Annotated in this window: 15 protein-coding genes; 13 read left to right on the plus strand and 2 right to left on the minus strand. The window is 58.7% G+C overall.

Annotation, left to right across the window (positions count from 1 at the left end):
- Positions 1–96: 96 nt before the first annotated feature.
- From ACR0JE_RS10125 to ACR0JE_RS10145, 5 genes are all read left to right on the plus strand, one after another.
- Positions 97–969, plus strand: coding sequence for a LysR family transcriptional regulator (locus tag ACR0JE_RS10125; RefSeq protein WP_480544687.1), 873 nt, complete (start codon positions 97–99; stop codon positions 967–969).
- A gap of 116 nt (positions 970–1,085) precedes the next feature.
- The gene (locus ACR0JE_RS10130; RefSeq protein ID WP_480864070.1) at positions 1,086–2,336 is read left to right on the plus strand and encodes a sarcosine oxidase subunit beta family protein; all 1,251 of its coding nucleotides are present in this window, start codon (positions 1,086–1,088) and stop codon (positions 2,334–2,336) included.
- Positions 2,337–2,348: 12 nt separating this feature from the next.
- The gene (locus ACR0JE_RS10135) at positions 2,349–2,636 is read left to right on the plus strand and encodes a sarcosine oxidase subunit delta (protein WP_480827211.1); all 288 of its coding nucleotides are present in this window, start codon (positions 2,349–2,351) and stop codon (positions 2,634–2,636) included.
- Positions 2,633–5,593, plus strand: a complete 2,961-nt coding sequence (locus ACR0JE_RS10140; protein WP_480864071.1) for a sarcosine oxidase subunit alpha family protein — start codon at positions 2,633–2,635, stop codon at positions 5,591–5,593. The genes ACR0JE_RS10135 and ACR0JE_RS10140 overlap by 4 nt, the downstream gene beginning before the upstream one ends.
- Positions 5,586–6,158, plus strand: a complete 573-nt coding sequence (locus tag ACR0JE_RS10145) for a sarcosine oxidase subunit gamma (protein ID WP_480864072.1) — start codon at positions 5,586–5,588, stop codon at positions 6,156–6,158. Before ACR0JE_RS10140 ends, ACR0JE_RS10145 begins: the two co-directional genes overlap by 8 nt.
- A gap of 7 nt (positions 6,159–6,165) precedes the next feature.
- On the opposite strand, the gene ACR0JE_RS10150 is transcribed toward ACR0JE_RS10145, so the two are convergent.
- Entirely contained in the window at positions 6,166–7,200 is a 1,035-nt protein-coding gene (locus ACR0JE_RS10150; protein ID WP_480864073.1) for a GlxA family transcriptional regulator, read from the minus strand.
- 165 nt (positions 7,201–7,365) lie between these two features.
- Here ACR0JE_RS10150 and ACR0JE_RS10155 point away from each other — a divergent pair, with 165 nt between their 5' ends.
- The 5 genes from ACR0JE_RS10155 to glnT all read left to right on the plus strand — a co-directional run bounded on the left by ACR0JE_RS10155 (position 7,366) and on the right by glnT (position 12,489).
- Positions 7,366–8,010, plus strand: coding sequence for a helix-turn-helix domain-containing protein (locus ACR0JE_RS10155; protein WP_480864074.1), 645 nt, complete (start codon positions 7,366–7,368; stop codon positions 8,008–8,010).
- 149 nt (positions 8,011–8,159) lie between these two features.
- Positions 8,160–9,056 (plus strand): class II glutamine amidotransferase, encoded by an 897-nt coding sequence (locus ACR0JE_RS10160; RefSeq protein ID WP_480544694.1) that lies wholly within the window; start codon positions 8,160–8,162, stop codon positions 9,054–9,056.
- A 1-nt stretch (position 9,057) separates the two neighbouring features.
- Positions 9,058–9,735, plus strand: a complete 678-nt coding sequence (locus tag ACR0JE_RS10165) for a protein GlxC (protein WP_480864075.1) — start codon at positions 9,058–9,060, stop codon at positions 9,733–9,735.
- A gap of 10 nt (positions 9,736–9,745) precedes the next feature.
- Positions 9,746–11,083: an FMN-binding glutamate synthase family protein gene (locus ACR0JE_RS10170; protein WP_480864076.1), complete on the plus strand. Its 1,338-nt coding sequence runs from the start codon at positions 9,746–9,748 to the stop codon at positions 11,081–11,083.
- Between the two features lie 77 nt (positions 11,084–11,160).
- Positions 11,161–12,489 (plus strand): type III glutamate--ammonia ligase, encoded by a 1,329-nt coding sequence (gene glnT, locus ACR0JE_RS10175; protein WP_480864077.1) that lies wholly within the window; start codon positions 11,161–11,163, stop codon positions 12,487–12,489.
- A gap of 43 nt (positions 12,490–12,532) precedes the next feature.
- On the opposite strand, the gene ACR0JE_RS10180 is transcribed toward glnT, so the two are convergent.
- On the minus strand, positions 12,533–13,210 hold the full coding sequence (locus ACR0JE_RS10180) for a GntR family transcriptional regulator (RefSeq protein ID WP_480544698.1): 678 nt from the start codon (positions 13,208–13,210) through the stop codon (positions 12,533–12,535).
- A gap of 103 nt (positions 13,211–13,313) precedes the next feature.
- Here ACR0JE_RS10180 and ACR0JE_RS10185 point away from each other — a divergent pair, with 103 nt between their 5' ends.
- The 3 genes from ACR0JE_RS10185 to ACR0JE_RS10195 are packed head-to-tail and all read left to right on the plus strand — an operon-like array spanning position 13,314 to position 15,647.
- Positions 13,314–13,916 carry an amino acid synthesis family protein gene (locus ACR0JE_RS10185; protein ID WP_480544699.1) on the plus strand — a complete coding sequence of 201 codons (603 nt, stop codon included), beginning with the start codon at positions 13,314–13,316 and terminating at the stop codon, positions 13,914–13,916.
- Entirely contained in the window at positions 13,888–14,715 is an 828-nt protein-coding gene (locus tag ACR0JE_RS10190; RefSeq protein WP_480544700.1) for an alpha/beta fold hydrolase, read from the plus strand. Before ACR0JE_RS10185 ends, ACR0JE_RS10190 begins: the two co-directional genes overlap by 29 nt.
- A complete protein-coding gene (locus ACR0JE_RS10195) occupies positions 14,712–15,647 on the plus strand; it encodes a flavin reductase (protein ID WP_480864078.1) in 936 nt (311 codons plus the stop codon). The genes ACR0JE_RS10190 and ACR0JE_RS10195 overlap by 4 nt, the downstream gene beginning before the upstream one ends.
- Positions 15,648–15,653: the final 6 nt, after the last annotated feature.

Raw genomic sequence — 15,653 nt, forward strand, 5'->3', positions numbered from 1 at the left:
GGGCCCCAGGTCAAAGAAAGTTTGATGCAGAATGGACTCGTCAGGCGATATCAGTCAAACTCAAATAAGTTAACCTGACTTCAGAAAAGCTGAACTATGGCCATAAAAATTGAAATGCTGCGCTGTTTCTGTGCCGTCGCGCAAACGGGCAACCTGTCCGAGGCCGCGGACAGGCTGGGGCGCACGCAATCAGCTGTTTCGATGACCCTCAAGCAATTCGAAAGCCATCTGGGCAAAAAGCTGTTTGTCGGTGAGCGCAAGAACCACCTCTCCGCACTGGGTGAGCAGGTTTTTGAGATTTCCCAGAAACAAGTGCGTCAGTTCGACCAGACTGTACAGTCGATCGAGGCCGCGGCGGATGCGTCGCACGGGTTGATCCGCATCGCCTCGGTCCCTTCCGTTGCGGCGCTGATCTTCCCTTCGGTGCTCGAACACATGACGCAGAGGTTTCCGGGCGTGAAGGTCGAGCTGCGGGATACAGACACGCAACAGGTTCTGGACGCGCTATCGGAAGGCAAGGCCGATATTGGCATCGCATCGGGCTTCCATCCGCTCAAAGGCATCAACGCGATCCCCTTGTTTGAAGATCAATTTGGTTTGGTCTGCGCCTCGGACCATCCCTTGATGGCGCAACCTGAACTGCCGACTGTTGAGGATGTGATTGCCGCCTCATTCGTTCGCAATGCACTCTGCGATCTGATCCAGACGCCAAAGTTTGTGACTGCCATTGCCGATGCCGAGGTCACAATTCACAATACACATTCGCTGATCACGATGGTCCGAACCGGCAAGTGGGTCACCATATTGCCGCAAACCGTCGCGCGCTTCATCCCGGAAACCACAGCGTTCCGCTTGCTGTCTGACCTGCCGGACAAGCGACAGGTGTATCTGTACAAAAAAGAAAAATCGCGGTTCAAACAGCTGACTAACGAATGCAGCGCTTTCATTCTAAGCCAAAAACTGGGTTAAGACGCCAATACCGAGACCCGGCATCAGGTCGCAAAAAGACAAGTCTAGACCGCATTTCATCTAAGCCATCCTCCCTCGAATCGCGCATGTTGTTTTCAAACTGACACGAGTGAGCCATGCAATATTCCGGATTTCGGATCATTAAAGAAGCGTTGACAGGGCACAAAGGCTGGCGACCAGCCTGGCGCGATCCCGAGCCCAAAAGCGAATATGACATCATCGTCGTGGGTGGCGGCGGCCACGGGTTGGCCACAGCTTACTATCTGGCGAAGGAATTCGGCGAGGCGCGGATCGCCGTGCTGGAAAAAGGCTGGATCGGCGGCGGCAACGTTGGGCGAAATACAACCATCATCCGCTCGAATTATCTGCTGGATGGGAATGAGCCTTTCTATGAATTCTCGCTGAAACTGTGGGAAGGGTTGGAACAGGATTTCAATTTCAATGCCATGGTCAGCCAGCGCGGTATTCTGAACCTTGTGCATACCGATGCGCAGGTCGATGCGGCGCGGCGGCGGGGCAATGCGATGATCCTGAACGGCTCGGATGCCGAGTTGTTGGACACCGAAGGCGTTCGCGCAATGTACCCGTTCTTGAACTTCAACAACGCGCGGTTCCCAATCAAAGGTGGCCTGCTGCATCGGCGTGGCGGCACAGTGCGCCACGACGCGGTGGCCTGGGGCTATGCGCGCGGCGCAGATATGCGCGGCGTGGATATCATTCAGAACTGCGAGGTCACGAGCTTTCGCATTGAAAATGGCCGGGTATTGGGGGTTGAGACCTCACGCGGGTATATCGGGGCCAAGAAAGTCGGCGTGGCCGTTGCGGGCTCGTCCAGTCGGGTGATGCAGAAGGCGGGGATGCGTTTGCCCATCGAAAGCCATGTGCTGCAGGCGTTTGTGTCCGAAGGGCTGAAACCGATAATCCCGGGTGTGATCACCTATGGTGCCGGGCATTTCTACCTGAGCCAATCCGACAAGGGCGGTCTGGTCTTTGGCGGCGATATCGACATGTACAACACCTATGCACAACGCGGTAACCTTCCGGTGATCGAGCATGTCGTGGAAAGCGGCATCTCACTGATCCCGGCCCTGGGCCGGGTGCGTCTTTTGCGGGCCTGGGGCGGTGTGATGGACATGTCGATGGATGGTTCACCATTCATTGATCGCACCGGAATCGACGGGCTCTATTTCAATGGCGGCTGGTGCTATGGAGGCTTCAAGGCTACGCCAGCCTCGGGCTGGTGCTTTGCGCATTTGCTGTCGACAGACCGCCCGCATGAGGTGGCGACAGCCTATCGTCTGGATCGGTTCCGCACCGGGCACATGATTGATGAACGAGGGGCGGGCGCGCAGCCCAACCTGCATTGAGGGAGCCGACATATGATTATCGAACATCCTCTTCTCGGCCCCCGCGATGCGCAGGAATTCGTGTATCTGGGCGACGCGGCGTTGATCAACCGACCCGACTGGCAGGCCGACAACGCGGACGAAGCGTTTCATGACTATCTCTACTTGCGCGATAACCCGGCGGGTGAGCATCGGGAGCTCTGGTATCATGAACAAGGTGACCGGTCGTGGCTGGTGGTCACGCGCAACACGCTAACTCATGAAATTACCAAAGTTGAACTGGCCCGCGACGTGGCCCGGGCACAGGGGCGCGGCAGATGAGCAGACAGATCAATCGATTGAAGGGTGGTCTGGTCGACCACGGGCAGAGCCTGAGCTTCACTTTTGATGGCAAAAACTATCAGGGGCTTGCAGGCGATACGCTGGCCTCGGCCTTGCTGGCCAATGGCGTGCGCCTTATGGGCCGATCGTTCAAATACCATCGACCGCGCGGTGTCCTGACCGCCGGGTCAGAAGAACCCAACGCGTTGGTCGAACTTCGCCAAGGTGGGCGGCAGGAACCGAACACGCGTGCAACCGTGGCTGAGCTGTATGATGGGCTTGAGGCGCAGTCTCAGAACCGCTGGCCGTCACTTCAGCGCGACGTGATGGCGGTGAATGACCTGTTCAGCAACTTCCTGACGGCGGGCTTCTACTACAAAACCTTCATGTGGCCCAAGGCGTTTTGGGAAAAGCTCTACGAGCCCATCATCCGCCGCGCCGCCGGACTGGGCAGTGTGTCGGGCGAAGATGATCCGGATCCATATGACAAGGGCTTCCTTCATTGCGATCTGCTCGTGATCGGCGCAGGTCCAGCAGGTCTGTCAGCCGCCCTGACGGCAGGCCGCGCCGGGGCGCGCGTTATTCTGGCGGATGAAGATTTTGCCCTGGGTGGACGGCTGAACTCCGAGAGTTTTGCCATCAGTGACATAGCGGGGTCTGCTTGGGCGGCTCAAACCGTGGCCGAACTCATGTCAATGGACAATGTCCGCTTGTTGCCGCGCACCACGGTGATCGGGGCATTCGACCACGGCATCTACGGCGCAGTTGAACGGATCGCGGACCACAAACCGCAGCCCGGAGCGGCCGAGCCGCGTCAGATCTTCTGGCGGATCTATTCGAAACGGGCGGTTCTGTGTGCAGGTGCTACCGAGCGCCCCATCGCTTTCCCGAACAATGATCGACCAGGCATCATGATGGCGGGGGCCGTGCGCTCGTATGCCAATCGCTGGGCGGTGACGCCGCATGAACGGGTGGCGGTCTTCACCAATAACGATGACGGGCATCGCACCGCTGCGGACCTGATGGCAAAGGGCGTCAGTGTTGCCGCGGTGATCGACACGCGAGCCGATGCGCCAGCGGTCGCGGGTGCCGAGCTGTTTGCCGGGGCTCAGGTCATTGGTAGCAAAGGGCGGCTCGGCCTTGAGACCATTACGATCCAAACGCAGCAAGGCTTTACCACGGATGTTATCTGCGGTGCGCTTGCTGTTTCGGGCGGCTGGAATCCGAATGTTCATCTGACGTGCTATCAGCGTGGGCGGCCTGAGTGGAACGAGGCTCTGGCTGCGTTTGTGCCGGGTGAATCTCTTCCGGTTGGCCTGTCTGTGGCTGGTGCAGCAGCAGGCGCGCTGTCAACCCACGGCGCGCTGGAAACCGGGGCCGCCCGTGCAGTCGAGGCGCTGGCTGATCTGGGCATTCAGACCACGCCGGGCGATCTGCCGGAAGCCGAGGATGCCCCGATTAATCTGCAACCCTTTTGGTATGTGAAAGACGGCAAGGGCCGGGCCTGGATCGATCAGCAGAACGATGTGACCGTCAAGGACGTGAAACTGGCGCATCAAGAGAACTTTGTCTCGGTCGAGCATCTGAAACGCTATACGACCCTTGGGATGGCAACCGATCAGGGTAAGACCTCGAACATGGGCGGTCTGGCGGTGATGGCCGAGATGACCGGCAAGTCGATCCCTGAAACCGGCACGACCATATTCCGGCCGCCCTATACGCCGGTGGCGATGGGCACATTGGCGGGCCGTGCGGTCGGCAAACATTTCCACCCGACCCGCGAAACGCCCAGCCACAAATGGGCGGTCGAGCAGGGCGCGGTGTTCACCGAAGTCGGCGACTGGCTGCGCGCGCAGTGGTTCCCGCGCAAGGGTGAGACCCATTGGCGGCAATCAGTGGATCGCGAAGTGCTGGCGACCCGCAACTCGGTCGGCATCTGCGATGTGACCACGCTGGGCAAGATCGACGTGCAAGGTGCGGATGCGGCGGAGTTTCTGAACAAGATCTACTCGAACGGTTTCGCCAAACTGCCTGTCGGCAAGGTGCGTTATGGTCTGATGTTGCGTGAGGATGGTATCGCCTATGACGACGGCACCGCCGCGCGGTTTTCCGAGGATCATTTCGTTGTCACCACGACCACGGCAAACGCAGTTTTGGTCTATCGCCAGATGGAATTTGCGCGGCAATGTCTGTGGCCCGATCTGGATGTTCAACTGATCTCAACCACCGAGGCCTGGGCGCAATATGCTGTTGCCGGGCCAAATTCGCGCAAGCTGCTGCAAAAATTGGTTGATGCCGAGTTCGACATCTCAAACGACGCCTTCCCGTTCATGGCCTGCAGCGAAATCACGGTCTGCGGCGGCTGCCGCGCGCGGCTGTTCCGTATCTCGTTCAGCGGTGAGCTGGCCTATGAGATCGCTGTGTCGACCCGCTATGGCGACGCGCTGATCCGAGCGCTTATGGAGGCGGGTGAAGAGTTCGGTGTGACCCCCTATGGCACCGAAGCTTTGGGCGTCATGCGGATCGAAAAAGGTCATGCGACAGGCAATGAGATCAATGGCACGACAACTGCGCTGAACCTCGGCCTTGGGCGAATGGTCAGCAAAAAGAAAGACTGTATCGGCAATACACTCAGCGAACGCGGCGGGTTGAATGAACCGGACGCGTTGCGATTGGTGGGTCTGAAGCCAGTCAATGCCACGCAACCAGTCACTGCGGGTGGGCATCTGATGAATAAGGATGGGCCGGTCGATGCAGCTCATGATCAGGGCTATGTCACCTCGGCGGCGTATTCGCCAAACCTGGGTTCCTCGATCGGGCTTGGTTTCCTGAAAAACGGAGCTGACCGGATAGGAGAAGTCATCCGTCTGGTTAATCCTCTGGAAGGGTCCGAGACTGAGGTTGAGGTCGTCAGCGCCCATTTTGTCGATCCGGAAGGGGAGCGTCTTCGTGCATAAACTGAAAGCCATCACCGCACTGGGTGCGCGTGAACCAAAGGTGTCGACCATTGGCGATATCACCCTGAGCGAGGTTGCCGACCGCGCTTTGGCTTCCGTGTCAATGCGATTGGGTCAGGATGCCAAATTCGCCAAACGGGCAAAAGACACGCTGGGGATCGAACTCCCTGACCCAGGGGGCGCAGAGGCTGGGTCACAGTACTCCGCCTTCTGGATTGGTCCTGGCTGTTGGATGATCGACGCGAGCTATGCTTCAAATCAGGCCATTGCCGCAGACCTCAAGTCTGCCTTGCAGGACACGGCCTCGGTGGTTGAACAAACCGATGGCTGGTGCCGGTTTGATGTAGCAGGCGCCTCTGTCTGCGATCTGTACGAGCGGCTGTGCAACGTAGATATTCGCGCTATGCAGGCCCAGAAAGCGACCCGTTGCGCCATTCATCACATTGGCTGCTACCTGTGGTGCATCGAAGCCGGAACACGCTTCGCAGTTTTGGGGCCAAGGTCCTCGGCGGGTTCGCTCTATCATGCGTTGGAAGAGGCGGCGCAGTCGATCGGGGGGCGCTAAACCGCATTCAGTGCAGGAAGCTGTCGCGCGTATGCCGGAACTGATTACGCGCCTGACGATCCTGGCGGGGTGAGGCGCCAAATTGCTCGGCATATTGCCGCGACATCGAGGTCGGGTTGGTATAGCCAACCGCCTGCGCGATGGATGTGAGCGAATCCTGCGTATAGATCACCAGTTGCCGTGCCGCGCGCAGGCGCAGCTGCCGATAGTATTCACCAGGGCTTTGGCCCACCGCTTGGCGAAAGCTGCGCTCAAGATGGCGGGCCGATACGCCAACCTGCTGCGCGATTTCGCGCGTTGTCAGCGGAAACTCAAGGTTCTCGGAAAACAGTCGAACCGCATGTGAGACCACGGTTGGTAGATGATCAGCGGTTTCATCGGTCTGAAAGGTCGGGGTTTTCTGGCGGATATTCGGGCTGCGGATCGCGGGATGCTGGAACCAGCACGCAACCTCGGTCATGATTGCATCACCCAAGGTTGTTTCGATCATATGCAACGTGAGATCAAAGGCCGCTGCCGCGCCCGAGGCCGTAAAGCTGCGCTGGTTCACGGCAATCACATCATCGCTAACCTCGATCTGAGGAAAAGCGTGCTCGAACGCGGTACGATATAGCCAATGGACAGAACAGGTTTGCCCGTCTAGGACACCGGACTTGGCGAGTGGAAAGACTCCTCCGCTGATTGCGCATAGCCTGGTACCGTGGCGCGACAGGTAGCGCAGCTTGGCGGACACGTCATTTGGCGCATTAAACTGTCCGTCGGGTTCGGACAAGACAACAAGAAAATCAACGCTTTCTATAGCGTTCAACGCGCCGCCAGCTTGAAACTGAATGCCTGCACTACAATCAACCGACGCGCCATCCTCGGAATACAGTGTCCAAACAAACAGTTTTCTCTGTGCGATTTCATTGGCCGCGCGCAACGGTTCGATCACTGATGACAGACAGGCCATCGGAAAGCTGGGCAGCAGAAGAAAGCCGACGGAAATCTCTTCGCGCCCTTCCAGGCCCAGGTCTTTCAGGGGTGGCGCTGTTTGGGGCATGTGAGCCTCCGTTACTCGTAGTCTGGGCCTAAACGTCACAAGACTGTGTCGGCTTTATACCTAGATGCAAAAAATATTCCCCTCAAGACCATCTACCCAAGGTAGACCACTATGTGACATGGTTGGGCGTGGCTAACAAATAACATCAATGGAGCGGAAATAACTTTGGCTAAGATAAGCGAAGACAACGCGACCCTTTCGCAGAATCCGCACCGGCTGCGCGACAGCGGTGAGAAGAACCTCGAAACCGCGATTGGCCGCGAAATCAAAGCGCTTCGATTGCAACAGGGAACTACGATATCCGAGTTATCTGCCCTGACAGGCTTGTCGATCAGTATGCTGTCGAAGATTGAAAACGGGGCAACGTCGCCTTCTCTGACCACATTGCAAGCACTGGCAGATGCGCTGAGTGCCCCGATTACCTCGTTCTTTCGCCGCTATGAGGAAACCAGAAACGCCGTACACACTAAAGCAGGCGAGGGGGCCGAGACCGAGCGCGCCGGAACGCGGGCTGGGCATCAGTATAACCTGCTGGGCCATCTGGGCGCCAATTCCAGCGGTGTCGTGGTTGAACCCTATCTGATCACGCTGACCGAGGAATCAGACCGCTTCCCAACCTTTCAGCATGACGGGATCGAGATGCTGTACATGCTGGAAGGAGAGGTCGACTATCGCCATGGCGATGAAATCTACCCACTCAAACCCGGCGATACGTTGTTCTTTGATGCCGATGCACCTCATGGGCCGGAGGTTCTGGTGAAACTACCCGCGAAATATCTGTCGATCATCTCATACCCTCAAACCGGCTAAATCCGGTCTTCAATTTTCGGCGATTGCGTTAAAGCGTCTGAGATTTTAGCAGTCCAGTTTTTCCTATCAGGAAAATTAGTTTCTCAATGTTGCTTTTGACGAGGCGCACTGCTAGCGTCCGTTCGACAGAATTTCAGGGGATCAAGCGGATGTGCGGAATTGTCGGTCTGTTTCTCAAGGACAAAACGCTGGAACCTGAGCTGGGGGCAATGCTGACGGATATGCTGGTCACAATGACCGACCGCGGCCCGGACAGCGCCGGTATCGCAATATACGGAGCCGAGGCCAATGGGCGCGCAAAGCTGACGGTTCAGTCGGATGTACCTAATCAGGATTTCCCAACCCTGGCCGACGAACTTGGCACCGCAATCGGCGCCGACATCTCGTTACGGGCGAATGACACTCATGCGGTTCTGGACCTGGATAGCGCTAAGGTCGAGCGGGCCCGTCATGCGGTGCGCGCGCTGCGCCCGGGCCTGCGCGTCATGTCGGATGGCGAAGCGATTGAGATCTATAAAGAGGTTGGGTTGCCTCAGGATGTCGCGGATCGCTTCGGGCTTGCAACAATGGGCGGCAGCCACGGTATCGGGCATACGCGTATGGCCACCGAATCCGCCGTCACCACGGAAGGGGCCCATCCGTTCAACACGGGCGCAGATCAGTGCCTTGTTCATAACGGCTCACTGTCCAACCACAACGCGTTACGCCGAAAGCTGAAGCGTGAAGGCGTGCGGGTCGAATCGATGAACGATACCGAGGTTGGCGCGGCCTATTTGACTTGGCGCATGCAAAACGGGGCGACCCTGGGGGAGGCGCTGGAAAGCAGTCTGGACGACCTCGATGGGTTCTTCACCTTTGTTGTTGGAACCAAGGACGGGTTTGGTGTCGTCCGCGATCCGATCGCGTGCAAACCTGCAGTGATGGCCGAGACCGATCAATACGTGGCCTTTGGCAGCGAATATCGTGCGCTGGTAAACTTGCCGGGCATCCAAGCCGCCAAGGTCTGGGAACCCGAACCCGCAACCGTCTATTTCTGGAGCCACTAGCATGCAGGTCTATGATGTCGAAGAAAGCGGTCTGCGCGGCTTGAACGCGGCCTTGCAGGCACAAAGCACTGAGACCAACCAGACCAGCTGGGAGGTGCAGAACCCCAAGGGTAGCCACGCCATTGCGGTGGGTCTGGATGCGCCGATTGAGGTGACGGTCAAAGGGTCCACTGGATATTACTGTGCGGGCATGAACCAGCAGGCAACCATCAAGGTCGAGGGCTCTGCGGGTCCGGGCGTGGCCGAGAACATGATGTCGGGCACGGTGATCATCGAAGGGGATGCCAGCCAATATGCAGGCGCGACCGGGCATGGCGGGCTGCTGGTGATCAAGGGCAACGCGAGCTCACGCTGCGGGATTTCGATGAAGGGGATCGATATCGTGGTGCATGGCAATATCGGCCATATGTCGGCTTTCATGGCGCAGGCGGGGAACCTGGTGGTTTGCGGGAATGCAGGCGATGCGCTTGGTGATTCACTCTATGAGGCACAGCTGTTCGTGCGTGGCTCGGTCAAAAGTCTGGGCGCAGACTGCATCGAGAAAGAGATGCGGCCCGAGCATCTGGAGCTTTTGCGGGACCTGCTAAGCCGGGCTGACAGCGACGCCAGACCGGAAGAGTTCAAGCGCTATGGCTCGGGCCGCAAGCTCTATAACTTTGACATCGACAACGCTTACTAAGGAGATCGGAATGAAAGACTCGGATCAAAACATCCCGCGTACCATGCCGATCCAGTCGGCGACATTCTCCAATGAGGTCAATGCCGAAATCCGACGCGCGGCAGCCACCGGTATCTATGACATTCGCGGCGGTGGAGCCAAACGCAAGGTGCCGCATTTCGACGATTTGCTGTTTCTGGGCGCATCGGTCAGCCGTTACCCGTTGGAAGGCTATCGCGAACACTGCGATACCTCGGTCACCTTGGGCACGCGCTTTGCCAAGACCCCCATTCAACTGGACATTCCCGTCACCATTGCGGGTATGAGCTTTGGGGCGCTGTCCGGCCCCGCGAAAGAAGCCTTGGGCCGTGGCGCGTCGATGGCAGGCACGTCCACCACGACCGGCGACGGGGGTATGACTCCCGAAGAACGCGGTCATTCCTCGAAACTGGTCTATCAGTATCTGCCCTCGCGCTACGGCATGAATCCCAACGACCTGCGTAAGGCGGATGCGATTGAAATCGTTGTGGGGCAGGGTGCAAAGCCCGGCGGCGGCGGCATGCTATTGGGTCAGAAGATCAGCGACCGCGTCGCCGAGATGCGCACACTGCCCAAGGGGATCGACCAGCGCTCAGCCTGTCGTCACCCGGACTGGACCGGGCCGGATGATCTTGAGATCAAAATCCTTGAACTGCGCGAAATCACCAACTGGCAGGTGCCGATCTACGTCAAGGTCGGCGCGACACGTCCCTACTATGACACCGCACTGGCGGTGAAGGCTGGGGCCGATGTGGTTGTGATGGACGGGATGCAGGGCGGTACCGCTGCCACGCAGGACGTGTTCATCGAACATGTCGGCATCCCGACGCTGGCCTGTATCCGCCCCGCCGTTCAGGCGCTGCAGGATCTGGGCGTGCATCGTGAGGTCCAGCTGGTGATCTCGGGCGGTATTCGCTCGGGTGCAGATGTGGCCAAGGCGATGGCTCTGGGCGCTGATGCGGTGGCCATTGGCACAGCGGCCCTGATCGCTTTGGGCGACAACGATCCCAAATGGGAGGCCGAGTATCAGAAGCTCGGCACTACCACCGGGGCCTATGATGACTGGCATGAAGGGCAGGACCCGGCGGGCATCACCACGCAGGACCCGGACCTCGCCGCGCGGCTGGACCCCGTCGAGGCTGGGCGACGGCTGCGCAATTATCTGAACGTCATGACCCTTGAGGCGCAGACCATTGCCCGCGCCTGTGGCCATAACAGCCTGCATAATCTGGAGCCCGAGGACCTCTGCGCCCTGACGATGGAGGCAGCGGCCATGGCAAAGGTGCCGCTGGCGGGCACCGACTGGTACCCCGGAAAGGCCGGGTTCTGATTGAACAAACACCAAGGCGCGGCCCCAACGGGCGGCGCCTTTCTTCTTTTGATCCAACAGGGAAAGGAAAGCCGACCATGACGACAGATCTGGCTGCTTTCGCCGCAGAAAAAGGCGTCAAATACTTCATGATTTCATTCACCGATCTGTTCGGTGGGCAGCGGGCCAAACTGGTTCCGGCACAGGCCATTGCCGACATGCAGGAGGAAGGCGCAGGTTTTGCCGGCTTTGCCACTTATCTCGACATGACCCCGGCGCATCCCGACATGCTGGCCGTGCCCGACCCGTCCTCGGTGATCCAGCTGCCTTGGAAGCCCGAGGTTGCCTGGGTTGCAGGCAATTGCGTGATGGAGGGTGAGGACGTGGCCCAAGCCCCGCGCAACGTGCTGCGCCGCTTGATCAATGAGGCCGCCGCCGAAGGTATGCATGTCAAAACCGGCATCGAGGCCGAGTTCTTCCTGCTGACCCCCGATGGCGAACAAATCAGTGACCCGTTCGATACGGCCGAAAAACCCTGTTACGATCAGCAAGCTGTCATGCGCCGCTATGACGTGGTGCGCGAGATCTGCGACTACATGCTCGACCTCGGTTGGGGCCCGTACCAGAACGACCACGAGGACGCCAATGGCCAGTTCGAGATGAACTGGGAATTCGACGATGTCCTGCGCACCGCTGACAAGCATTCCTTCTTCAAGTTCATGACCAAATCGGTGGCTGAAAAGCACGGCTTCCGCGCCACTTTCATGCCCAAGCCTATCGAAGGGCTGACCGGTAATGGCTGCCATGCTCATATCTCGGTCTGGGACGCGCCGGGGGCAGGTTCGAAAACCAACGTGTTTGCGGGTGAGGGCGACGGTCCGACGGGAGAGGTTGGCCTCAGCGAGAAAGGCAAGCACTTCCTCGGCGGTATCATGAAGCACGCCAGCGCTCTGGCGGCGATCACCAACCCGACGGTGAATTCGTACAAACGCATCAACGCACCGCGTACCATGTCGGGTGCGACCTGGGCCCCCAATACCGTGACCTGGACAGGCAACAACCGCACCCACATGGTCCGAGTGCCCGGCCCGGGCCGGTTCGAACTGCGCCTGGCCGACGGGGCCACGAACCCCTATCTGCTGCAGGCGGTTATCATCGCCGCGGGTCTGTCCGGCATCCGCTCCAAAGCCGATCCGGGACCGCGCTATGACATCGACATGTATGCCGAAGGTCACACAGTCGAGAACGCACCAAGATTGCCACTGAACATGCTGGATGCTCTGCGCGAGTATGACAGGGACGCCGATTTGAAAACCGCGATGGGCGAAGAGTTTTCTGCAGCATACCTGAAGATGAAACATCAGGAATGGACCTCATTCGTCAGCCATTTCTCTCGCTGGGAGAAAGAGCATACGCTGGATATCTGACCAGAAGCGTGCCGCACCAATCATCCAAACCAATGGCTGTGGATCATGGACCTGACGCGAAAAGCCGTTCCGCGATTCTCGTGGTGTCATCCAGATGCCGCTCGACCGCCTTGCGGGCGGCGGCAGGATTGCCCGAGATGATGGCCTCGCAAATCTGTTCCATATGCGCGATACCGGGCTGATCTCGGTCTTTAGACGACAGGGTCATCATGCGTAGGCGGCTGATCCGCCCATTCAGGCGCTGGACGATATCCCAGGCGATATGATGCCCCGCGCCGTCAAAAATCTCGGAATAAAAATCCGCCGTGGCGCGAAACACGGCGCCAGAGGTTTTGCCCTTGAACCCGCGTCTAAGGCGGTCCAGAGCATGCCTTAGTGCCTTTTCACGATCCGGGGTCATGTTGCGTGCGCAGTTCTCGGCGGCTGCGGTTTCCAGCATGCGGCGGATATCATAGATTTGGCGCGCATCCTCCCAGGTCATGATCGCGACGATCGGTCCGCGTCCCGGCAGAATCTCTACCAGACCTTCCGCTTCGAGATATCGGATGGTCTCGCGAACCACCGTCCGGCTGACGCCCAATTGGTCACAAAGCGGACGTTCCACCAGCCGCTCGCCGGGCTCGAACGCACCTTCGATGATCGCCTCGCGCATCCTCTCCTGCACCATGTCGCGCAAGGTAGCCGGAGGGTGATCTATCTTCGTCAGTTTCGATGCTGCCATAGCCAAAGCAGTAGCGGTTTGGTGATTTCTGCACAAGGTATGATTGACAGTTTGTATGATGGTATACCATCTTCTTCTGTATCGAATCGCAAGGACCTGCCAAATGCCCGCCGAAATCCGCAAAACCCTGCTGCATGTTGAGAACACCCTGATCGAAGGGGGGAAGGTGGCGGAAACACCGCTTAAGATGATTGCTGCCGTTGCAGTCATCAGAAACCCCTGGGCCGGGCGCGGTTTTGTTGACGACCTAAAGCCCGAAATCCACGATTGCGCGCCGGGTCTAGGCAAGATGCTGACCGACATGGTGCTGGAGGCTGCTGGCGGTGGCGACAAAGTCGAAGGCTATGGCAAAGCCGCCATCGTTGGTGTGAATGGCGAGGTCGAGCACGGCTCGGCCCTGATCCACACGCTGCGGTTTGGCAATTTCTACCGCGAGGCCGTAGGCGCGAAATCCTATCTGGCGTTCACCAACACACGCGGTCCGGCCAATGCGGCGATGCAAATCCCGCTGATGGACAAGAACGATGGCGGGCGGCGTAGTCACTATCTGACCATTCAACTGCAGGTGGCGGATGCCCCCGCACCTGATGAGATCATGATCGCATTAGGGGCCTCCATCGGGGGCCGTCCGCATCACCGCATTGGCGACCGGTATCAGGATCTGAAGGAACTGGGTCATGACGTCGACAACCCTGCAGCTGTCTGAACCCTTCGGGCAGGTCTCATACCGCGAGGCGGGACAGACCCATGCGCGGGTTCGCGCACCCGTCGTGCTGATCCACGGGGTTGGCATGCAGTCGGCGGCCTGGACCCCGCAGATCCAAGCGCTGTCGAAGACGCACCATGTGGTCGCTCTGGATATGCCGGGACACGGGGGCAGCGACCCGATCCCCGCAGGCTCGGAGCTTCCGGTCTTTGTTGGTTGGCTGCGCGCCGTTGTCGATGCGCTTGAGCTAAAGCAGGTGAACCTGACCGGTCACTCGATGGGTGCCCTGATTGCAGGCGGTTTTGCAGTTTGCCACCCCGATCGCGTTGCGCGCGTTGCACTGCTGAACGGCGTATTCTGTCGCGACACAGCGGCCAGTGATTCAGTCGTCGCACGGGCTGAACAGATCAGGGCTGGATCGTTCGATCTGGAAACACCCTTGCAACGCTGGTTTGGGGATACCCCCATGGAAAAACAGGCCCGAAAGGATGTGGCAGGGTGGCTGTCGGAGGTGGATATCGCCGGCTACGCAACAGCCTACGATGCGTTTGCCCGTGGCGATGCGCTTTATGCGGAACGGTTTGACAAGATCACATGCCCTCTGCTGGCTTTGACCGGTGAGAGCGACCCGAACTCCACCCCCGCAATGTCGCATGCGATGGCCAGTGCGGCCCCCAATGGCCGCGCCGTGATCATCAAAAACCACAGGCATATGGTAAACCTCACGGCACCGGATGAGGTCAACGCAGCCCTGACCGACTGGTTGCATATGCCAACTGAACAGGACGTGCTGACATGATTGAATTTAACCCAAGCACACTCGATGACCCGCGCGCGCTACGCAACGCCTTTGGCAGTTTCATGACAGGGGTGACTGTTGTCACCACCCATGACGATGCTGGGGAACCGTTGGGCTATACCGCGAATTCTTTCACTTCAGTCTCGCTGGATCCGCCCTTGGTTCTGGTCTGTCTGGCCAATACCTCCAGCAACTACGAAAGCTTCGCCGCAACGAAGCAATTTGCCATCAACATCCTGTCCGAGGCACAAATCGAAGTGTCCAACACCTTTGCCCGCCCTGTCGAGGATCGGTTTGCAACCGTTGACTGGCAACCGGGCCCCCATGGCTCACCCATTTTGGACAGCGTCTCTGCCTGGTTTGACTGCGAGATGCACAAGACCATTGATGCTGGGGATCACCTGATCCTGATCGGTCAGGTCAAAGCATTTGATCAGGATATCGCGCCGGGTCTGGGATATGCGCGCGGCGCCTATGTCACACCAGCGGCCGAGGCGCGGGCACTCAGCAAACGGTCTGACATGGTGGTTTCCGCCTTGATCGAGAGGGATGGCAAAATCCTGTTGCAGGATGATGGCAACGGTCACCTGACCATTCCCAAAACCGATGATGTGGCGGGCGGTGCAAATGCTGCACTCGCGCAGCTGATCCGGGAAAGCGGCATCCACGCCGAGCCCGGGTTCATTTACTCGGTTTTTCAGGATGAAGCGCGCAAACAGCAACATATCTCGTTCTTGTGTCAGGCAGACAGCGGCGACCCGGCAAACGGTGTGTTCACCGAGATCACAGCCTCGACGCTGATGGATGTCTCTGATCCGGCACTCTGTACAATGCTGGAGCGGTTTGCAGCGGAAAGCCAGCTCGGGAACTTTGGGGTGTATTACGGCAATGAGGTCAGCGGTGAGGTCAAGCCGCTGTCCGGCAGGAGGTAAAGGCGC

It is taken from the genome of Ruegeria sp. H3 (genome assembly GCF_056533095.1).